Genomic DNA, 19,621 nt, shown 5'->3' with positions numbered 1-19,621 from the left:
AGTTCCTCTTAGGGCAATTGGCGGTTCAGGACAGGCGAAACCCCGGAATACATCCGTGCTGTCGGGGCGGCTGGCAGAAGTCCCCCGACGAATGGTGTCGGTTCGAGCTCGAGGGCCTGGCTGCGGGTGATGCGCCGCGGCTGGGGAGAGGCGATGTCGACGGAATACAGCTGGGTGATCGGGTCGCGCATGCTGACGAAAAGCACGGTGTGCGCGTCGAGCCAGCGCGGTTCGAAGTCGTCGCGCGGGTTCAGCGAAACATTGCGGGCGTCGCTCCCGTCGGGCCTGGAAACATAGATCTCGGAGCGCACGAGGTCGTCGCGACTCGACACGAACGCGATGTGGCGCCCATCCGGTGACCAGCGTGGCGAATAGTTGTCGCCCTGGGCACGGGTGATCTGGCGCCCTTCGCTGCCGTCCGAACGCATCACCACCAGATTGACCGGGCTGCGGTCTTCGGCGGTGGTGAACACCAGCCACTGTCCGTCGGGGGACAGGTCGGGCTCGCCCTTCGCGCCCTTCGAGAAGGCTGAGGTGAGATCCGTGAGGTTGCTGCCATCCGCGTTGATCGAAAAGACCTGATGCTTTGTTCCGACGCTCATCAGGAAATACAGCCGGCTGCCGTCGGGCGACCAGATCAGCCCGCCGCCGCCCAGTCCGCCGTTCACAGCGGTCAGAAGGCGCTGTCCGCTGCCGTCCGCCTGCATCAGCCAGATGTCGTCACGACCCTGCCGGCCTGAAACGAACGCGATCTGTTTGCCGTCCGGCGACCAAGCCGGGCGGACGTCCGCGGCGGGATGGTCGGTGAGCCGGCGCACTGCGCTGCCATCGGCATTGGCCGTGTAGATCTCGGGGTTGCCGTCGCGCACGGAGGTAAAGGCGAAACGCCGGCCATCGGGCGACCAGGCGGGCTGGTTGTTGCCCTGGCTGTCGGTGAGGCGCGCTTCGCCCGTGCCGTCGGCGGCAATCCGGTAAATCTGCAGCGCGCCATCGCGGTTGGAGACAAAGAGCACCCCGGGGTCGGAGATGGCTGGGGTGATCGCCGAAAGCAGCAGCAGGCACGCGCCCGGAAGCGCCCGCCGCCATTTCAAGGTGGGTGATTTCATCATTTTCCCCCGCCACGGATCAGGGCCGCACGGGCAGGGTGAGCTTCTGCAGCAGGGCCCCGTTACGATCAATCACCTGGATCTGGTATTGCCCGGGAATGCTGGCATTGAGCTCATACCTGACGGTGCCCGACGCGCTGGCCACCAGGCTCTGGCTGTGCTGACCGCCCGATGGATCGGTGACCACCACGGTGATGGGGGCATAGGGTGCGTAGTTGATGCCGCCGAACTGGGCACGGCTGCCCAGGGTAAGGCTGGATGGGCCGCTCAGGCTGGGGGGGGCGGCATTCACTCCGGCGGACAGGACGAGAAGGAACGCGGAGGCGATGACACAGGAACGACGAGTGGTGCGCATGATTTTCCCCTATGTTGAAAAAACAAGACGCAAATACCGACTACGATTCCTGTTGATCACAGCATTTTTCATGCCGTTTATGTAGGAATATGATTTTATTTGACTTTTTATTTTCTCCCGGCGCTGGTTTTGAAAAAGTGTAAAAATTTTCGACAAATAGTCAGCCCAGATTCCGTGCTGTGCCCGTCGAGTCCGCGCGGCCCACGGAACGATGGCATGTCGGATGGAGGGTTTCGGCAAGCCCGGCGCAGAGGCCTCCGGGCTTCGGCTTCCGAGGTGGGGCCGGACACCCGGGGGCGTGATGGAGAGGGAAGGCCGGCCCGCGACGGGGGCGCCCGGCAGCCCCGGCCCAAAAAGAAAAACCCGAGGGACGGGGACGTCGCTCGGGTTAAATCCACACCGGAGGAGGAGGGTGGAGGAGACGGGGTAAGAATAGCGTCATGGATGGTGCGACGCAATATGGCCTGTGCATCCATTCGTCAGGAATTTCACGGAGGCGGAGTCGGGTCACCTCCGGGGCGGGTTTGCCGGCGGGCGCCAATGAAAGACCCCCGCGGCGTTGCCGCCGCGGGGGTCTGGGGGGCAGCCGTCAGGGGGCCGCTCAGGCGGTCTGAAGGGCCTTCTCGGCGTTGCGGAAGGCCTGCAGGCGCTCTTCGTACAGCTTCTTGGCGGTGGCCAGGTTCTTCTCCTTCACGTGGCCGAAGCCGCGGATCTCGTCGGGAACGCTGGCCAGCGCCACCGCAGCGGCGTGGTTGGTGGCGCTCAGACGGGAGATGATCTCGTCCAGGACCTTGATGTAGTCCTCGATGGACTGGCGCTCCTGGCGACGCTCTTCGGTCTTGCCGAAGATGTCGAGGGCGCCGCCACGCCAGGATTTGCGCTTGGCGAGGAACTGGAAGGCCTTGAACACCCAGTCGCCGTACTGCTTCTTCTGGAGGTGGCCGGTTTCCGGGTCACGCTCGGAGAGTAGCGGGGGCGCCAGGTTGTACTTCACCGTGTAGCCGTTCTTGAACTGCGCGTCGAGCTGGGCCAGGAAGGCCGGGTCGGTGTGCAGGCGGGCCACTTCGAACTCGTCCTTGTAGGCCATCAGCTTGTGGAGGTAGCGGGCGGCGGCCTCGGACAGCTGGCTGCCCGGCAGGGCACGCTGTTCGGCGGCGACGACGCGCTTGATCACCTCGGCGTAGCGTTTGGCGTAGGCTTCGTCCTGGTAGTCGATCAGGTCGGGCACGCGGATTTCCAGCAGGCGCTTGACCTCGCCCTGGGCGCCGACGCTGTCGACGATCGCGCGGGCGGCCGGCGAGAGCTGCGGAACAGCCTTCAGCTTGATGACATCGGCGCCGGTCTGCTTGGCGATCTCGGCTTCGACGAAGGCGCGATCGACCACGGCCATGCGGCCCCAGCGGAAGGCGGCGAGGCTCTGCTCGACACCGACGCCGGAGTTCTTGATGGCCTGCTCGATGGACTCGGCCTTCAGCGGGATGGTGCCGGCCTGGTAGGCCACACCGACCATGAAGTTGTTGGTCGCCATCGCGTCGCCGAAGAGGCCCTCGGCCATCGCCTGGCCGTCGAGGAAGACGTTGTCGTCCTTGCGGGTGACGCGGTCGATGCCGGCGGTCAGGTTCTTGGTGTTCGGGAAGAACACCTTGCGGTTGGAAACCATCTGGCCGGTCGGGGTCTGGGTCGTGGAGACCACCGCGATGGTGCGGTTGGGGCTGCACTTGTCCAGGTTCTTCGGGTCGGTCGCGTTGAGGATGTCGAAGCCCAGGTACAGGTCGGCACGGCCGTCGGAGATCTTGTTGGACCCCTGGAACGGCACGTGGGTGATCTTGATGTCGGAGATCACCGCGCCGCCCTTCTGGGCCAGGCCGGTCTGGTCGAGGCCGATGACGTGCTTGCCTTCGAGGCGGGCCGCGTTGGCCAGGGTCGCCACGACGGTCACCGAGCCGGTGCCGCCGATACCCATCACGTGGATGCCGACGCCGATGGTGTCGTCGATCTTGTTGACGGGCTGGGGCAGCTCGCGGTCGAGGACCGGGATGCGGCCCTTTTTCTTCTTCTTCGGCGCGCCGTCACCCGCGGGTTCGGGGTTGGGCGTGATGGTGAGGAAGGACGGGCAGAAGCCCTTCACGCAGGAGAAGTCCTTGTTGCAGGACGACTGGTGGATGCGGGTCTTGCGGCCGAATTCGGTCTGGACCGGCTCCACGCTCATGCAGTTGGACTTCTCGCCGCAGTCGCCGCAGCCTTCGCAGACGCGCTCGTTGATGATGGTGACCTCGGCCGGCTCTTCCGCCTTGCCACGGCTGCGGGCGCGGCGCAGTTCGGCGGCACACTCCTGGTCGTGGATCAGCACGGTGGTGCCGGGGGTGGCGGCGAGTTCCTTCTGGGCCTCGTCGAGGCGGTCGCGGTGCATGACCTCGGTGTGGCCGGCCAGCTGGATGCCGGAGTACAGTGACAGGTCGTCGGTGGTGACGATGACCTTGCGCACGCCGTTGGCGAGCAGGTCGGCGACCATGTTGGGCACCGGGTTGGCGCCCTGGATGGCCTGGCCGCCGGTCATCGAGGTGTGCGAGTTGACCAGCAGCTTGAAGGTGATGTTGACGTCGGTGGACGCGCAGTAGCGGATCGCCAGGCTGCCGGAGTGGGCGTAGGTGCCGTCGCCCATGTTCTGGAAGATGTGCTTGGTCTCGGTGAACGGCGCCATGCCGATCCACTGCGCACCTTCGGCGCCCATGTGGGTGCCCATCACGACGTTGCGGTTCATCCACATGGCCATGGTGTGGCAGCCGATGCCGGCCGACACGATGCTGCCTTCCGGCGCCACGGTGGAGCTGTTGTGCGGGCAGCCGGAGCAGAACCAGGCGGTACGGCCGGCGGTCGGCAGCTTGGCGCGGGCGTGGATCTCGTCGAGGCGCTTGAGCCAGTTCTCGGCGGACTCGATGCGGGTCTTGCGGCCGAGGCGCTTGAGCAGCGCGCGGACGATGATGTCGGACTCGAACTCGCCGTAGTGGGGCAGGAGCTCCTTCTCTTCCTCGTCGAACTTGCCGACGATGCGCGGCGCGTTGGCGCGGCCGTACAGCACCTGCTTGGCGAACATCTCGAGGAAGGGGCGCTTCTCTTCGATCACGAAGATCTCTTCGAGGCCTTCGGCGAACTCGCGCACGATGGTCGGTTCCATCGGGAACAGCATGCCCATCTTGAGCACGCGGATGCCGTAGCGGCGCAGCGCGTCGGCGTCGAGGCCCATCTCGAGGAAGGCCTGCATGAGGTCGTTGTAGGTCTTGCCGGCGGTGATGATGCCCAGCCACGCGTCGGGGTTGGGGATGACGACGTTGTTGAGCTTGTTCTCGCGGGCGTAGCGCTTGGCGACTTCGAGGCGGCGGGTGTAGAGCGACTGCTCCATCTCGAGGGCCTCGACGCGCACGTTCATGCCGAGGTTCATGTTCGGCGTGAACTTCTGGCCGTCGAACATCAGGTCGGGGGTGACGAAGTTGAGGCGGGACGGGTCGACGCTGGCGGTGCCGGTGCCGTCGGCCACGTTGGTGACGATCTTCATGCCGACCCACAGGCCGCCGAGGCGCGACATGTTGTAGCCGTGCAGGCCGTAGTCGAGGATTTCCTGGACGTTGCTCGGGTAGAGCGACGGGATGCCCACGTGGAACAGCATGGGCTCGGACTGGCTGCACAGGGAGGAGCTCTTGCAGCTGGGGTCGTCGCCGACGATGGCGAGGACGCCGCCGTTCTTGCCGATGCCGGTGTAGTTGGCGTGCTTGAGGGCGTCGCCGGAGCGGTCCACGCCCGGGGCCTTGCCGTACCACATGCCGGTGACGCCGTCGAACTTCTGCTTGCCGACGGTGTGCATCATCTGGGTGCCCCACACGGCGGTGGCGGCGAGGTCCTCGTTGAGGCCGTCAACGAACTTGATGTGGTGTTCCAGCAGCAGCTTTTGTTGTTTGATCAGCGCCGCATCGAGCATGCCCACCGGAGAGCCGCGGTAGCCGGAGACGAACATGCCGGTCTTGAGGCCGCGGCGCGCGTCGGTGCGCACCTGATCGAGGGTCAGTCGAACCAGCGCGTCGATACCACCCAGATGGATGTCGCCGGTTTCTTTTGTGAAGGTGCTGCTGAGGTCTTGCTTGGATGACATGAAAGTGTCCTCTTGTTTGTCTCCGCCCCCGGTTCCCTGGTCTTGCGGGGCCTCGCGAGCCTGCCTGGGCCGTCGCCAGGGTGATGCCGACCGGAATCAGAATCGGGTGCGGGCCGCCGGGGCGGCCGGGTTTGCCCGGCCCTCCTCGGCGCCCGAGCCGCGCTGGCGGAGCGGCCGCTGCGCACCGGACCGCGGTTGCGGCCCGGGCAAGTAGCGCGGCGGCACTCCGTCAGTGCCCGGCCTTGTCTCAGACGAAACGCATCGAGACGGAGCCGAGATCCTGGAAGCGGACATTGACGTTGTCGCCCGGATTGACGGTGATGGCTTCGGTGACGCCGCCGGTCATGATGAAGGTACCGGCCGGGATCTCCTGGCCGCGGGCGCCCAGGTGGTTGGCCAGCATGGCGACGGCGGCCAGCGGGTGGCCCAGCACGGCGGCGCCGGCGGCCATGGTGCGGATCTCGCCGTTGATCTCGAGGACGACACCCAGGGTGCGCAGGTCGAGTTCGTCGAGGTTGCGCATGTTGCCGCCGATCACGAAGCGGGCGGAGGAGGTGTTGTCGGCGATCACGCTCTTCAGGTCGAACTTGAAGTCGCGGTAGCGGGAGTCGATGATCTCGACGGCCGGGACGACGAAGTCGGTGGCGGCCATCACGGCGGCGACGTGGCAGCCGGGGCCCTTCAGCGGCGCCTTGGTGACGATGCAGATCTCGGCCTCGACCTTCGGGTGGATCAGCTCGGAGTGCTTGATCTCGCCGCCGTCCGGGCGGGACATGTAGTCGGCGACGAAGCCGAACACCGGGGTCTCGACGCCCATCTGCTTCATCTTGGCGAAGGAGGTCAGGCCGCACTTCAGGCCGGCGATCTTGTTGCCACGGGCTTCCTTGCGGCGACGGATCTCGTCCTGGATGGCGTAGGCGTCGTCCCAATCCATGTCGGGGTGATCGTTGGTGATCTTGGTGACGTCGAAGGCCTGCAGTTCGGCGTTTTCGAGGTGCTCGGCGAGCTTGAGGATGGTTGCGTTATCGAGATTCATGGAAGGGTCTCTTTCTGGGATCAGATGAAACGGACCGAGGTGCTGCCGAGGCCGCCGACGGAGCAGACGAGGCTGTCACCGGCCTTGACCGGGACGAGCGGGGATTGGGAACCGGACAGGATGACCTCGCCGGCCTTCAGCGGGATGCCGAGGCGGCCGAGGGTGTTGGCCAGCCAGGCCACGGCGTTCACCGGGGAGCCTTGCACGGCGGCGCCGGTGGAGGTGCTGATGACTTCGCCGTTCTTCTCGAGGACCATGCCGGCGAGGGCCAGGTCGATGTCGCGGGGGCTCTTGCGCAGGCCGCCCAGCACGAGCACGCCGCAGGAGGCGTTGTCGGCGACGGTGTCCTGGATCTTGATCTTCCAGTCCTGGATGCGGGAGTCGACGATCTCGAAGCACGGGACCACGCACTCGGTGGCGCGCAGCACGTCGGCGGCGGTGACGCCCGGGCCCTGCAGGTCGCTCTTGAGCACGAAGGCCACTTCGGCTTCGGCGCGGGGGGCGATCATGGTGCTGGTGTCGATGGCTTCGCCTTCGTTGAAGACCATGCCGGAGGTCATCATGCCGAAGTCGGGCTGGTCGACCTTGAGCATGTCCATCACGACCTTGCTGGTCACGCCGATCTTCTTGCCGATGATGGTCTCACCGGTGTCGAGGCGGCGCTGGATCATGCGCTGCTGGATCTGGTAGGCGTCTTCGATGGTGATGTCGGCTTCCCGGTCGGTCAGGGGAGCGACGGCCTTGCGGTTGACGAGGGCTTCGTACAGCTCGTCACCGTACTTTTCGATCTTGGATTTATCCATCATGGGGGAAAACCTCAGGGTCAGGATTGCGGGTCGGCTTCGGCGAGGAAGTCGCCGACGAGCCGGTTGAAGCGGGCGCTGTGCTCGATCTGCGTCCAGTGGCCGCAGTGGCCGAACACGTGGAGCTGCGCGTTGGGGATCCAGTCGGCCAGGGTCAGCGAGTTGGACAGGGGGATGACCTTGTCTTCGCGACCGTGGATGATCAGGGTTTCGTGGGGCAGGGCGCGGATGTCGGCCTCGGCGCTGGTCATCGCATCCACCCAGCGCTGGCGCGGGGCGGGGAACATGGCCGAGAAGGACTCCTGGAAGCCGGGGCGGATGCTGGCTTCGTAGCGCAGCTTGGCGAGCTCGTCATTGACGAGGTCACGGCTCCACGCGAAGTAGTCCATGATGCGGCGCATGTTCTCGAACGAGGCTTCGTAGCCCCACACGGCGTCGAGCCCTTCGGTGATCGGGAAGGGAACGCCGACGGAGCCCATCAGCACCAGGCGCTGCACCCGCTCGGGGGCGCGGATTGCCAGGGCCATGGCCAGGGCGCCGCCGAAGGAGTTGCCGACGAGGTGCACCTTCTCGAGCCCGAGGGCGTCGAGGAGGTCGAGCCCCTGGCGGACCCAGGTGTCCATCGAGTACTGGATACCGGCCGGACGATCGGTGTAGCCGAAGCCCACCATGTCCGGCGCGATCACCCGGCGGTCCCGGGCGAGGGCCGGGATCGCCTGGCGCCAGTTGGCCCAGGCGCTGACGCCCGGGCCAGAACCGTGGATCAGCATCACCGGCAGGCCGCCGCCGGTGCCCACGTCGTGGACGTTGCTGTTGAACTCGCCGGTGCGGATGCTGTTGGCGATCTCGGGGTTCTGGCTCATCGCGCCTGTTCTCAGTACTTGACCATCACGTTGCGCAGCTCGGTGTAGAACTCGAGCGAGTGCACGCCGCCTTCACGGCCGATGCCGGACTGCTTGGCACCGCCGAACGGGGTGCGCAGGTCGCGCAGGAACCAGCTGTTGATCCAGCACAGGCCGACTTCGATCTCACCGGCCAGACGCATCGCGCGGCTGATGTCCTGGGTGTGGATGGAGGTGGCGAGGCCGTAACGGTTGTTGTTGGTCATGGCCACGACTTCCTCTTCGGTGTCGAAGGGCTGGATGTGGCAGCACGGCCCGAAGATTTCTTCGGTCACGACGGTGGCGGTCTCGGGCAGGCCGGTCCAGATGGTGGGCTGAACCCAGCAGCCGTCCTTCAGCTCTTCCGGCATGTCGGGGATGCCGCCGCCGAAGACGATGTTGGCGCCTTCTTCCTTGGCCTTGGCGTACATGCCCAGGACCTTCTTCTGGTGAACCTTGCTGACCAGGGGGCCGATCTTGGTGTCGGGGTCGAACGGACGGCCCGGCTTCATCTTCTCGGCCTGCTCCTTCAGGGCGGCGACGAACCTGTCGAAGATCGGGCGCTCGACGTAGACGCGCTCGGTGCCCAGGCACACCTGGCCGGCGTTCTCGAAGCAGGAGCGGGTCACGGTGGCGACGGCGTTGTCGAATTCGCAGTCGGCGAACACCAGCGCGGCGTTCTTGCCGCCGAGCTCGAGGGACACCGGGCGGATGCCGTCGGCACCGGCCTTCATGATGGCGGTGCCGGTCTTGGTCTCACCGGTGAAGGTGATGCCGTTGACGTCCGGGTGGGCGGTCAGGTAGGCACCGGCGGAGTCGACGCCGAAGCCGTTCACGACGTTGTAGACGCCTTCCGGGACGCCGACCTTGTTCATCACTTCGCCCAGCAGGGTGGCGGTGCTCGGGGTGGCCTCGGAGGGCTTGACGACCACGGTGTTGCCGCAGGCCAGGGCCGGGCCGCACTTCCAGGTCATCAGCAGCAGCGGGAGGTTCCACGGGCAGATGATCGCGATCACGCCACGCGGGGTACGCACGCCGTAGCTGCGGGCGGTCTTGCCGTCGGGGGTGCGCATCTCGAAGGACTCGGTCGAGACGTTCTTGATCGTGTCGGTGAAGATCTTGAAGTTAGCCGCGCCGCGGGGAATGTCGATGTGCGAGGCGAGGGAGACCGGCTTGCCGGTGTCGGCGATCTCGGCCTGCAGGAAGTCGTCGAAGCGGTTGTTGATCTCGGCGACGATGGCGTCGAGCATGTTGCAGCGCTCGACCACCGACAGCTTGCCCCAGGGGCCCTTCAGGGCGGCCTTGGCGGCGGCGACGGCGGCGTCGACTTCCGGCTTGCCAGCTTCGTGGACCATGCCGATCAGGGAATTGTCGACCGGGTTGCGCTTCTCGTACCGCTTGCCGCTCGCGTTGGATACGTACTCGCCGTTGATGAAATTCAGGATGTCTTTCATGTCGTACTCTCTCCTTGTGGTGGCGCGGCCCCTGCCGTGCACCGATGGTCTTTGCCTGGTGTCTTGAACAGACAAACTGCGTCTGGAAGGCGTTTTACTCACCGCAGCACGTGACGGAATCCACGTCCTGCGACAGGGCGTAATATACCGATATTTGAAAAAAATCTCGATATTTTTTGCTGCAAATCGTCTGTGCAAAACCCCGCGCACCGAAAACGCCGGTGCGCGGGACCGACCTATCAGGTGAACACGCTCAGGAAGGCTTCGTTGAGCTTGCGATCGTGGTAGAAGATCGCCGGTCCGAGGCTTTCGTCGTACCAGGTGATCACCGGCTTGTCCGGGTAGTAGATGTAGCCGCCGGAGAAGACTTCGTTACGGTTGCCGGACGGATCGAAGAAGTAGATCGTCTCGCCGCGGGTGATGCCGTGACGGGTCGGGCCGATGTCGATGGAGGTCTTGGTGCGGGACAGGATGTCGCCGGCACGCAGGACCTGCTCCCAGCTGCGCAGCTCGAAGGAGGCGTGGTGGAACTTGCCCTTCACCGGCTGGCGGATGAAGGCCACGTCGTGGGCCTTGTTCGAGCAGGACAGGAAGGCGCCGATCATGAAGTTCTTGTCGCCGGCCAGCATCACCCGTTCGGCGATGCCGAAACCCAGCACCTCGGTGAACAGCTTGACGGTGCCGTCGAGGTCGTCACCGTAGAGCAGGCAGTGGTCGAAGCGGGTCGCCGCGATGCCCTTCAGGCCGTCCGGCCACGGGTCGGGGTTGATGTCCGGACCGTCGGTGCCGCAGTTGTTGCCAACGATGCCCTTCTCGGCGAAGAGCTCCATCACGTGCCCGGTCGGGACGGTGAAGCGGAAGCGCTCGCCGGTGGTCGGGTGCTCGCCGGCCGGGACCCAGGACATGTCGGTTGCCAGGCCGGATTGCTCCACGTCGGCAGCCAGCTTCTTGAGGGTGGCGGGGGAGTCCACCTTCCAGCCCATGTAGTCCATGCCCGCTTCGTCGGCCTCGCGGAGCACGACGCTGTGGTGATCGTGCTCGTCCCAGGCCTTCAGGAAGACCCGGCCCTTGTCATCGCGTGCGACTTCGATGAGACCGAGAACGTCCTTGTAGTGCTTCAGGGCCGGCTCCATCTCGAGCACGCGCAGTGCGACGTGCCCAGGGCGCAAAACGCCAGTCAGTGCCATTCAATTCTCCTCTGCGGGTTTATTGGTTTGTAGCGTCGTCGTGAACCCGAAATCGGACGACTTACTCTGTTGGGCGACAATGGCACGCGCCATCTTGCCGACCACCTCTACCTCCAGATCGCTCTGGGGGAAGATCTTGCAGGCCAGCACGCAGCCGGAGGCCTCTTCGTCGGCGCTGACCACGCCGCGGCTCATTTTCCGCTTGCTGTATTGACCTTTATTGACTTGAACCTTGCACACGCCGCAGCCGCCGTTGCGGCAGCCGACCGGGATGCCCTTGCGGCACAGTTGCTCCATGCCGAGGAGCACGTTGGTGTCCTCGTCGCACAGGAAGCTTTCCCCGGTGTTCTCGATGGTGATGGTGTGCTTCATGCTCCGTTGGCCTTCTTTGCCTTGATGATGGTTGTGGGCGGAGGTTGGAGAAGCAGAGGGTTGGGAATTCGTTGCTTCGCCGGCCCCTGCGCGCCGGGCCGGCGGGCGAGGGGGCGAAGGCTTTTGCCATGATACTGCGGGTTTGACGCTTCGCGTCGGCGGCAGGCCGGCGCTGCGGCAGTCACTACGGTTTCAGGTCCGTAACCGCGCCCCGGGGCCGGGGCGGCGGATGACCTGGCCGGGCCGGGACCCGGCGGGGTTATTACAGGGCCGAAGCCGAACGCTTCTGGTTGACCAGACCGATGGCGATCAGCGCGATCACGGCCGGGATGGAGATGGCCATGAAGTTCTGCTCCAGCGGCAGGGCCATGCCGACCAGGGTGCCGATCACGATCGGTGCCAGGATCGCGCCACTGCGGCCGACGCCGGAGGCGAAGCCGATGCCGGTGGAGCGGATCGCCATCGGGTAGTACTGGCCGACGTAGGCGTAGATCAGGATCTGGGTGCCGATCGTGGAGGCGCCGGCCAGGCCGACCATCAGGTACAGCATTTCGGTGGACATCTTGTAGCCGAGCGCGGTGATGGACACCGCAGCCAGCGCGAAGAAGCACATCACGACCTTCTTGATGCTGAAGCGGTCGGCCAGCCAGCCGCCGCCGATGGCACCGATCATGGCGCCGAAGTTGAGCACGAGCACGAAGGTCAGCGCGGAACCGAGGCTGTAACCGGCCTGGGCCATCAGCTTGGTCAGCCAGGAGCTCAGCGCATACACCATGAACAGGCACATGAAGAAGGCGATCCAGAACATCACGGTGCTGAGGCCACGGCCATCCAGGAACAGCTTGCCGATCGGCGCGCCTTCGACCTTCTGGGTGCTGGGGAGCTCGAAGCTGTCGGAGGCGGCGGGGGTGTAGCTGGGCTCCAGGCGCTGGATGATCTTCTTGAGCTCGTCGATGCGGCCCTTCTTCAGGAGGAAGGCCATCGATTCGGGCAGGGACAGCAGCACGAAGGGCACGATCAGCACCGGGATGGCCGCCGCGTAGAACACGTAGGACCAGCCGTAGGTTTCGATCAGACCCTTGCCGAGCACCGCCGCCAGCATGCCGCCCACCGAGTAGCCGCTGAACATCAGCGTCACCAGCGTGCTGCGCATCTTGCGCGGCGAGTATTCGGTCATCTGCGCGACCACGTTGGGCATCACGCCGCCGATGCCTAGGCCGGCAAGGAAGCGGGTGATGCTGAAGGTGACCGGGTCGTGGGTCATGCCCGCCGCCGCGGTGAACACGCTGAACAGGACGATGCAGATCACGATGGCCCAGCGGCGACCGATCTTGTCGGCGATGGTCCCCAGGAACATGGCTCCGAACATCATGCCGAACAAGGCCGAACTGACCATGTAGCCGGCGGTGGCGGGGGTGACGCCCATCTCCTTCATGATGGACGGCAGGGCGATGCCGGCGACTGCCAGATCGTAGCCGTCAAAGATGATGATGATTGCGCACCAGAACAGAACCATACCGTGGAAGCCATTGAACTTCGCGTGGTCGGCAATTTCGTGAACGTCGATTTTGGCCATGTTGTCTCGCTTGAGTAGTTTATTTATTTGTAATAATGGTTGTGGGGTGACGGGGAGGGATTTGCCCGGGAGTTTTTTTGTTTTTAGCCGAGGTCGCCGCCAGCAACGGGCAGGATCGACCCGGTGATGTAGGACGACTCGTCGGAGGCGAGGAACAGGATCGGGGCGACCTGTTCATCGATGGTGCCGTAGCGGTGCATCAGGCTGGAGTCGACCGTCTGGTCGATCACGCCCTGGTACCACTCCTTTTCCTGAGCGCTCGGTTCGACCGGGTTCAGGTTGCGCGGCACGCGGCGCGGCGGGGCATCGGTGCCGCCGGGAGCGGTGGCGTTGATGCGGATACCGTGCTTGGTGTTCTCCATGGCCAGGGACGCGGTCAGCGCGTTGACGCCGCCCTTCGCCGCGGAGTACGGGACGCGGTGCACGCCACGGGTGGCGACGGAGGAGACGTTAACGATGACGCCGCTCTTCTGCTCGATCATCGTCGGCAGCACGGCGCGGCAGCACCACAGGGTGGGGAACAGCGAGCGGCGCACTTCGGCCTCGATCTGGGCTTCTTCGTAGAACTCGAAGGGCTTGGCCCAGATGGTGCCGCCGACGTTGTTGATCAGCACGTCGACACGCTTGAACTTGCGCAGGGCCTCGGCAACCACGGCCTGGGCGCCGGCGAAGGTTTCGAGGTCGGCCTGGAAGGCTGCAGCCTTGCCCTTGGCGGCCTTGATCTCCTCGACGACTTCATTGACCAGGTCGGAACGGTCGACGGCCAGCACCTTGCCGCCTTCGGCCGCAACCTGCATCGCGACGCCCCGGCCGATGCCCTGGGCGGCGCCGGTCACGATGACGACTTTTTTCTTGAAGCGAGCGGCGTTGCTCATTCGTGGGCTCCTGCGGTCGAAGACGAGAACTTCTCGAAATGGAAACTGTTCGGGGTGACACCGACGCCCGACATCCACTTGCGGACACCTTCGACCATCGGCGGGGGGCCGCAGACGTAAACGTCGACGTTGCCGTCGTGGAGCTCCTTGGCGCTCAGGTGGTCGGTGACGTAGCCGCACTTCGGGTGGCCGCTGGCGGGATCGACGACGACGGTGAAGAACTCCAGGTTCGGCATCGCGGCCTTGAGGGCGTTCAGGGTGTCGAGTTCGACCAGGTCGTCATTGGTGTTGACACCATAGGCCAGCATGATCGGCTGGGTGGTCGGGTTGTTCTGGAGCCACAGCAGCATCGACAGGAACGGGGCCAGACCGGTGCCGCCGGCGAGCATCAGCACGGGGCGCTCGACGGGGCGCAGGTAGAAGCTGCCGTAGGGGCCGGTGAAGTTCATCGCGCCACCGACTTCGGCGTTCTGGCGCATGTAGGTGCTCATCAGGCCGCCCGGGACGTCACGGATCAGGAAGCCCAGTTCGGTCTGGTTCGGTGCGGTGCTGAAGGAGTAGGCGCGGGTTTCCTTGGTGCCGGGCACTTCGAGGTTCACGTACTGGCCGGGCAGGAAGGAGACGGGCTTGTCGGCCTTCAGCTTGAAGGAGACGGTGGTCGGCGAGCCGCGGTTGATCTCGCTGAGGGCGGCGCTGTAGGTGGCGACCTCGGTCTTGCAGGCAGCCGACGACGCGGGGATCTTGATCACGCAGTCGGAGGTCGGCTTCATCTGGCAGGTCAGGACAAAACCTTGCGCGGCTTCGTCGTCGCTCAGAGCATCCTCGATGTAAACACCTTGCGTGTAGGTGCCGCTTTCACAATGGCACTTGCAGGTGCCGCAGGCGCCATCACGACAGTCGAGGGGAATGTTGATCTTGGCGCGGTAGGCGGCCTCGGATACAAGCTCGTTGGCGTCGCACGGGATGACGCGGGTGACCCCGTCTTCGAACTGCAGGGCAATGTTGAACGGCATAGGATTGTCCTTATCGGCGATTGAATGCAGCAACCCGTCCGTGCGGGCACGGACGGGTCATTTCACGTCGGCTTAGATGTGATAGATGTCGAGAACGTGGTGGATGTAGTCGTTCTTCAGCACCACGTACTTCTTCTTGATCACGGGCTTCGGGCCAGACGTGTCCAGGGTGTATTCGGAGTAGCCGAAGTAGGTGTCCAGGATGTCGTAGCGGAAGCTGTTGGTGATCCAGTTGAAGCGCAGCTTGACGCTGTTTTCGTCCTGGGACAGCACCTCGAGGTTCGAGATCGACTTGCCGTGGCGGGTGTCGGGGATCGTCGCGCTGGAGCGCTCGGTCTCGATACGGAAGATGCGGTCTTCCAGGCCCGAACGGCTGGCGTAGTAGATCAGCGAGACTTCGTTCTGCGGATCGTTGGTCAGCGTGTCGTCCTCATCCCAGGCCGGCATCCAGAACTCGACGTCTTCGGCATAGAACTCCAGCCAGTCGGCCCAGCGGCGCTCGTCAAGGGCACGTGCTTCTTGGAAAACAAAAGATTGAATGGCTTCGTAGGACAGCATCACTTGGCTCCGTCTTGTTCGGCTTGTTCGGCGATATAGGCTTTTTTCATGGTCTCGAGCCAGTACACGTGCTGCATGACGTACAGGCCTTCGTCTTCCGTCTTGATGCCAGAGAGCTCGGGCTTCAGGCCGATCAGGTCGGCGTTGGCATCCGGGCCCTTGACCCAGTGGGTGGCGCCACGGGTCATGTCGTTCCACTTGACGGCACGGGCGTTGAAGCCGTGCTGGCAGGAGCGGAACTCTTCCAGGTCGTCGGGGGTGGCCATGCCGGTGGCGTTGAAGAAGTCTTCGTACTGGCGCAGGCGGCGGGCACGGGCGGCGGGCTCTTCACCCTTCGGCGCGATGCAGTAGATGGTGGCCTCGGTCTTGTCGACGGAGATCGGGCGCAGGACGCGGATCTGCGAGCTGAACTGGTCCATCAGATACACGTTCGGGTAGATGCACAGGTTGCGGGACTTCTTGAGCATCCAGTCGGCCTTGGCTTCACCGAACTTGGCGATCCACTCGTCGCGCTTGTGCCACAGGGGACGGTCTTCCGGGTTGGCCCAGTTGGTCCACAGCAGCATGTGGCCGTTCTTGAAGGAGTAGGAGCCACCGCCCTGGCGAGCCCAGCCGCCGGCGCTCATGGCCTTGATGGTGTCTTCCTTGCCGTCGGCGGTACGGCGGCCCTGGGTGGCGGCGTAGTTCCAGTGCACCGCGGTGACGTGGTAGCCGTCAGCGCCATTCTCGGCCTGGAGCTTCCAGTTGGCGTCGAAGGTGTAGGAGCCGGTGCCGCGCAGCACTTCAATGCCGTCCGGAGCCTGGTCGACGATCATGTCGATGATCTTGGCCGCTTCGCCCAGGTAGTCGGCGAGGGAGCTGACGTTCGGGTTGATGCTGCCGAACAGGAAGCCGCGGTAGTTCTCGAAGGCGCCCAGCTTGACGAGGTCGTGGCTGCCGTCCTTGTTGAAGCACTCGGGGTAGCCGGCGTCCGGGGTCTGGTCCTTGACCTTCAGCAGCTTGCCGCTGTTGTTGAAGGTCCAGCCGTGGAACGGGCAGGTGAAGCTGGACTTGTTGCCCTTCTTGTGACGGGCAAGGGTCGCACCGCGGTGGGTACAGGTGTTCGCCATCGCGTGCAGCTGACCGGTCTTGTCGCGGGTGATCAGCACCGGCTGGCGGCCGACGTAGATGTTGAGGTAGTCGTTGGGGTTCGGGATCTGGCTTTCGTGGGCCAGGAAGATCCAGTTGCCCTCGAAGATGTGCTTCATCTCGAGCTCGAACAGCTCTTCGTCGGTGAAGGCCGCGCGATCGATACGGTACATGTTCTTGGCCGTATCTTCTTCAAGCATCGCTTCCAGCTTGGCAATTTTTGCTTGGGTGTCTTGATTGACTTGGGTCACGCTCGTCTCCTATTCGTGGTCACAATCGAGAACTGCTTCAGGACTAGCTGTCCGGTGTCGCCGGGGGACAGACCTCCGGCAGGCATGCGACGGTTGGCTGCGCCGTCCAGGTCTGTCTGCAGAAAAAGAGCCTGGGCAAGGGGCTGGCGGGAGTGACCGCTGGGCGGCCCGCGTCGCGCTTTGTCCTGCCTGATGCTCTCTTTCCTCCTCGTGCCTCTCTGCCGGGCATTAGTGGGCTTTGTCTTGGCTTCGAAAGCACCGTTGGGAGCTTCGAGCATTTGGTTACACTTACAGCCTCAGCACCCTTCTTTAGCAGGGGGCGTGCCAGCTCTGTGACGGATTCCCTCGCAATGTGAGGAAGTCCTTGTGCCACAAAGCGATTTTTGAATTTTGAAGGGAGTGGGTGGGGGAGCCCCTGCGGTAGGGGTTGGCGTCACCGGGTGGTGAAGTGAATCAAATGATTTAATGTGTCGATAAATATTGCAGTGCAGCATGCATCAATAAATGTATGTGCAGTGCAGCAAACAAGCCAAAAGCTTTTCCTGTGCTGGCGGGCAGCGTATCTTTGATCCGTCGGCGGGTGGCCGCGAGGCGTTGTGAGGCATCTGTTCGATGCGAGGAGACTGGAAAACCCATGAAAGCTATCGGTAGTTGCGGCGTAGGGCGAGGGCCCGGTGTGAATCGTGGAGGCGTGCGATGAGAGGCGGTGCTCGTGCCCAGTCGACGGCGGCGCGCGATCGCGTCCCGGTCGTCGATCCAGCCAAGGTCGAGCACGACAAGGTGCGCTTCCCCGACCTGGCCGATCTGCTGGCGCGGCTTCGTTTTTCCACCAGCGATGGGCGGATCTGGCTCGATGATCAGCGGATGCTGCTGATCCACGCCAAGTCGCTCGGCGCGTTGCGTCGCGAGATGATCGAAGTGCTCGGCATGGATGTCGCCCGGGGGTTCTTCACGCGGATGGGTTACCGCGCGGGGGTTCATGATGCGCAGATGGCCCGCAAGGTTCGCTCCAAGACGTCGCTCAAGGATATTTTCGTGGTGGGCCCGCAGATGCACTGCCTCGAGGGCATCGGTGTCTCCGAGGCCGTCCGGCTCGAGTTCGACATCGAGCATGGCCGGCACTACGGGGAATTCCTGTGGACCAGCCCGGTGGAAGACGAGGAGCACATCCGCCACTTCTCCATCGGCGACGAGCCTGCCTGCTGGATGCAGATTGGTTACGCGTCGGGCTTCTCGACGGAGTTCATGGGGCGCCAGGTTCTATATAGAGAGGTCGAGTGCCAGTCGATGGGGCATCCGTCGTGCCGGATCATCGGCAAGCTGGTCGAGGAATGGGGCGAGGAAGGAGCCCACGACCTCCGTTACATGACGCCGGATTTCCTGGCCGCGCAGGGGCTGCCGTCCAGCAAGCAGCTGATCAGCCCGCTGGGCCTGCCCGGCGCGCAGGGGGGGGCGACCGAGGGGCCGGTGGGGATCTCCTCCGGCTTCAACGCGGTCATGCACATGGTCCGCAAGGTTGCCCCGACCCAGGCTACCGTTCTCTTTCTGGGGGAGAGCGGCGTCGGCAAGGAGGTGTTTGCGCGCACGCTGCACCGGATGAGCGCCCGCAGCAACAAGACCTTCGTTGCGGTGAACTGCGCGGCGATTCCCGAGCAGCTCGTCGAGTCCGAGCTGTTCGGCGTCGAGCGCGGCGCCTTCACCGGGGCGATGCAAAGCCGCCCGGGGCGCTTCGAGCGCGCGGACGGCGGAACCCTGTTCCTCGACGAGATCGGCACGCTCAGCGCCAGCGCCCAGGGGAAGCTGCTCCGCGTCCTGCAGGAGGGGGAGCTCGAGCGCCTGGGGGACATGCACACCAGGAAGGTGGATGTCCGCCTCATCGCGGCGACGAATGCCGATCTGCGGGAGGAGGTCAGGGCCGGCCGTTTTCGCGAGGATCTGTTCTTCCGGCTCAACGTCTTTCCGGTGTTCATCGCGCCGCTGCGGGAGCGCCGCGAGGACATCCCCTTGTTGATGTCCTACTTCCTCTCCAAGTACAACCAGATGCACGGCCGTTCCCTGACGGGCTTCACCCAGCGCGCCGTCGATGCCATGCTGTCTTACGAGTGGCCGGGCAACGTGCGCGAAATGGAAAACGTCATCGAGCGGGGCGTGATCCTGGGTAGCGACAACGGTCCTGTGGATAGCTCCCATCTGTTTACAAGTGGCGAGCGGTTCGACGAGAAGCGTTTCGAAGTGGGGCGTGGCGGCCAGCTTGTCGCGAGCGATCCCGCGGCTCTGGTTGCCGATGCCGAGCCTGATCGCGAACTGGATCGGGTCAGTCGCAGCGTGAGCAACCTGTTGCTCGGCGAAGGCGATGGCTGTGACAACGTCTCGCTCGACGAGGTAGAGACCCTGCTGCTCAAGCGTGCGCTCGCCCGCGCCAACGGGAACGTCGCCGCCGCGGCGCGCCTGCTTGGCATCACCAGGCCGCAGATGGTTTATCGCCTCAAGAGCCGCGGGATCGTCGAGGACGGAGACTGAGCCTCGAAGGGCGCGGTGCGGTGCGCTTCAAAAGCGCACCTGAAATTTATTTTCCCAAACGTGTTGACGGGTTCCGATAGTTCTTTATAATGCGCGCTCTCTTGCTGCAGCGCACTGATGTCTGGGGCGCGGTAGCGGGGAGGTAGCAGCAGGGCCGGTTGGTTGTAGCGTTCTGGCCTCAGGTTTTGCGAGATGCTGAAATAAATTTTCTCGCGATGCTTGACAGGGTTTTTGGTCTCTGTATAATGCGCACCTCTTCGCTGCTGATGCGGCGGTTCTTTAAAAAGATGAACAACCGATAGGTGTGGGTACTCGGTTTCGAGGGGTAGTGGCTTCGGTCGCTGCCACAAAGAAATTGAAGT

General features: G+C 64.2%; 16 protein-coding genes. 1 reads left to right on the top strand and 15 read right to left on the bottom strand.

What is annotated here, in order from left to right; translation table 11 throughout:
- Nucleotides 1-8: 8 nt before the first annotated feature.
- The 14 genes from ACE3OU_RS12225 to benA form a co-directional block, all read right to left on the bottom strand.
- Nucleotides 9-1,109: a hypothetical protein gene (locus ACE3OU_RS12225; protein WP_374241832.1), complete on the bottom strand. Its 1,101-nt coding sequence runs from the start codon at nt 1,107-1,109 to the stop codon at nt 9-11.
- Between the two features lie 16 nt (nt 1,110-1,125).
- Nucleotides 1,126-1,461, bottom strand: a complete 336-nt coding sequence (locus ACE3OU_RS12220; protein ID WP_374241831.1) for a hypothetical protein — start codon at nt 1,459-1,461, stop codon at nt 1,126-1,128.
- Nucleotides 1,462-2,062: 601 nt separating this feature from the next.
- Entirely contained in the window at nt 2,063-5,605 is a 3,543-nt protein-coding gene (locus tag ACE3OU_RS12215) for an indolepyruvate ferredoxin oxidoreductase family protein (protein WP_374241830.1), read from the bottom strand.
- 247 nt (nt 5,606-5,852) lie between these two features.
- Nucleotides 5,853-6,641: a 2-oxo-3-hexenedioate decarboxylase gene (gene dmpH / locus ACE3OU_RS12210; RefSeq protein ID WP_374241829.1), complete on the bottom strand. Its 789-nt coding sequence runs from the start codon at nt 6,639-6,641 to the stop codon at nt 5,853-5,855.
- Nucleotides 6,642-6,661: 20 nt separating this feature from the next.
- Nucleotides 6,662-7,444, bottom strand: coding sequence for a 2-oxopent-4-enoate hydratase (gene dmpE, locus ACE3OU_RS12205; protein WP_374241870.1), 783 nt, complete (start codon nt 7,442-7,444; stop codon nt 6,662-6,664).
- A 20-nt stretch (nt 7,445-7,464) separates the two neighbouring features.
- On the bottom strand, nt 7,465-8,307 hold the full coding sequence (locus ACE3OU_RS12200; RefSeq protein WP_374241828.1) for an alpha/beta fold hydrolase: 843 nt from the start codon (nt 8,305-8,307) through the stop codon (nt 7,465-7,467).
- An 11-nt stretch (nt 8,308-8,318) separates the two neighbouring features.
- On the bottom strand, nt 8,319-9,779 hold the full coding sequence (locus tag ACE3OU_RS12195; protein WP_374241827.1) for a 2-hydroxymuconic semialdehyde dehydrogenase: 1,461 nt from the start codon (nt 9,777-9,779) through the stop codon (nt 8,319-8,321).
- 239 nt (nt 9,780-10,018) lie between these two features.
- Entirely contained in the window at nt 10,019-10,966 is a 948-nt protein-coding gene (locus ACE3OU_RS12190; RefSeq protein ID WP_374241826.1) for a catechol 2,3-dioxygenase, read from the bottom strand.
- Nucleotides 10,967-11,338 (bottom strand): 2Fe-2S iron-sulfur cluster-binding protein, encoded by a 372-nt coding sequence (locus ACE3OU_RS12185; RefSeq protein ID WP_374241825.1) that lies wholly within the window; start codon nt 11,336-11,338, stop codon nt 10,967-10,969.
- Nucleotides 11,339-11,600: 262 nt separating this feature from the next.
- Complete coding sequence (locus ACE3OU_RS12180; RefSeq protein ID WP_374241824.1) at nt 11,601-12,914, bottom strand: MFS transporter; 1,314 nt, start codon at nt 12,912-12,914, stop codon at nt 11,601-11,603.
- 83 nt (nt 12,915-12,997) lie between these two features.
- Nucleotides 12,998-13,789: a benzoate diol dehydrogenase BenD gene (gene benD / locus ACE3OU_RS12175; RefSeq protein WP_374241823.1), complete on the bottom strand. Its 792-nt coding sequence runs from the start codon at nt 13,787-13,789 to the stop codon at nt 12,998-13,000.
- Nucleotides 13,786-14,802: a benzoate 1,2-dioxygenase electron transfer component BenC gene (benC, locus tag ACE3OU_RS12170; RefSeq protein WP_374241822.1), complete on the bottom strand. Its 1,017-nt coding sequence runs from the start codon at nt 14,800-14,802 to the stop codon at nt 13,786-13,788. Before benC ends, benD begins: the two co-directional genes overlap by 4 nt.
- Nucleotides 14,803-14,874: 72 nt before the next feature.
- A complete protein-coding gene (gene benB, locus ACE3OU_RS12165; RefSeq protein WP_374241821.1) occupies nt 14,875-15,360 on the bottom strand; it encodes a benzoate 1,2-dioxygenase small subunit in 486 nt (161 codons plus the stop codon).
- Nucleotides 15,360-16,688: a benzoate 1,2-dioxygenase large subunit gene (gene benA / locus ACE3OU_RS12160; RefSeq protein WP_374241869.1), complete on the bottom strand. Its 1,329-nt coding sequence runs from the start codon at nt 16,686-16,688 to the stop codon at nt 15,360-15,362. Before benA ends, benB begins: the two co-directional genes overlap by 1 nt.
- Before the next feature lie 747 nt (nt 16,689-17,435).
- On the opposite strand from benA, the gene ACE3OU_RS12155 reads away from it, so the two are divergent.
- The gene (locus tag ACE3OU_RS12155; protein ID WP_374241820.1) at nt 17,436-19,259 is read left to right on the top strand and encodes a sigma 54-interacting transcriptional regulator; all 1,824 of its coding nucleotides are present in this window, start codon (nt 17,436-17,438) and stop codon (nt 19,257-19,259) included.
- Nucleotides 19,260-19,437: 178 nt separating this feature from the next.
- Here the strand turns inward: ACE3OU_RS12155 and ACE3OU_RS12150 are convergent.
- Nucleotides 19,438-19,621, bottom strand: a 184-nt coding sequence (locus ACE3OU_RS12150) for a hypothetical protein (RefSeq protein WP_374241819.1), incomplete at its 5' end; no start/stop codon positions are given.

This window comes from Zoogloea sp. (assembly GCF_041908905.1).
In the GTDB taxonomy this organism is placed as follows: domain Bacteria; phylum Pseudomonadota; class Gammaproteobacteria; order Burkholderiales; family Rhodocyclaceae; genus Zoogloea.
Note: the sequence above shows the minus strand (reverse complement) of the source record. Positions and strands in the feature narration are given on the sequence as shown.

Bases quoted from the DNA above. Each gene is read 5' to 3' on its own strand.
- benC (WP_374241822.1), bottom strand. From the start codon at position 14,802: ATGCCGTTCAACATTGCCCTGCAGTTCGAAGACGGGGTCACCCGCGTC.
- ACE3OU_RS12180 (WP_374241824.1), bottom strand. From the start codon at position 12,914: ATGGCCAAAATCGACGTTCACGAAATTGCCGACCACGCGAAGTTCAAT.
- ACE3OU_RS12215 (WP_374241830.1), bottom strand. From the start codon at position 5,605: ATGTCATCCAAGCAAGACCTCAGCAGCACCTTCACAAAAGAAACCGGC.
- dmpH (WP_374241829.1), bottom strand. From the start codon at position 6,641: ATGAATCTCGATAACGCAACCATCCTCAAGCTCGCCGAGCACCTCGAA.
- ACE3OU_RS12195 (WP_374241827.1), bottom strand. From the start codon at position 9,779: ATGAAAGACATCCTGAATTTCATCAACGGCGAGTACGTATCCAACGCG.
- dmpE (WP_374241870.1), bottom strand. From the start codon at position 7,444: ATGGATAAATCCAAGATCGAAAAGTACGGTGACGAGCTGTACGAAGCC.
- ACE3OU_RS12220 (WP_374241831.1), bottom strand. From the start codon at position 1,461: ATGCGCACCACTCGTCGTTCCTGTGTCATCGCCTCCGCGTTCCTTCTC.
- ACE3OU_RS12200 (WP_374241828.1), bottom strand. From the start codon at position 8,307: ATGAGCCAGAACCCCGAGATCGCCAACAGCATCCGCACCGGCGAGTTC.
- benB (WP_374241821.1), bottom strand. From the start codon at position 15,360: ATGCTGTCCTACGAAGCCATTCAATCTTTTGTTTTCCAAGAAGCACGT.
- ACE3OU_RS12225 (WP_374241832.1), bottom strand. From the start codon at position 1,109: ATGATGAAATCACCCACCTTGAAATGGCGGCGGGCGCTTCCGGGCGCG.
- benA (WP_374241869.1), bottom strand. From the start codon at position 16,688: ATGCTTGAAGAAGATACGGCCAAGAACATGTACCGTATCGATCGCGCG.
- ACE3OU_RS12190 (WP_374241826.1), bottom strand. From the start codon at position 10,966: ATGGCACTGACTGGCGTTTTGCGCCCTGGGCACGTCGCACTGCGCGTG.
- ACE3OU_RS12155 (WP_374241820.1), top strand. From the start codon at position 17,436: ATGAGAGGCGGTGCTCGTGCCCAGTCGACGGCGGCGCGCGATCGCGTC.
- ACE3OU_RS12185 (WP_374241825.1), bottom strand. From the start codon at position 11,338: ATGAAGCACACCATCACCATCGAGAACACCGGGGAAAGCTTCCTGTGC.
- benD (WP_374241823.1), bottom strand. From the start codon at position 13,789: ATGAGCAACGCCGCTCGCTTCAAGAAAAAAGTCGTCATCGTGACCGGC.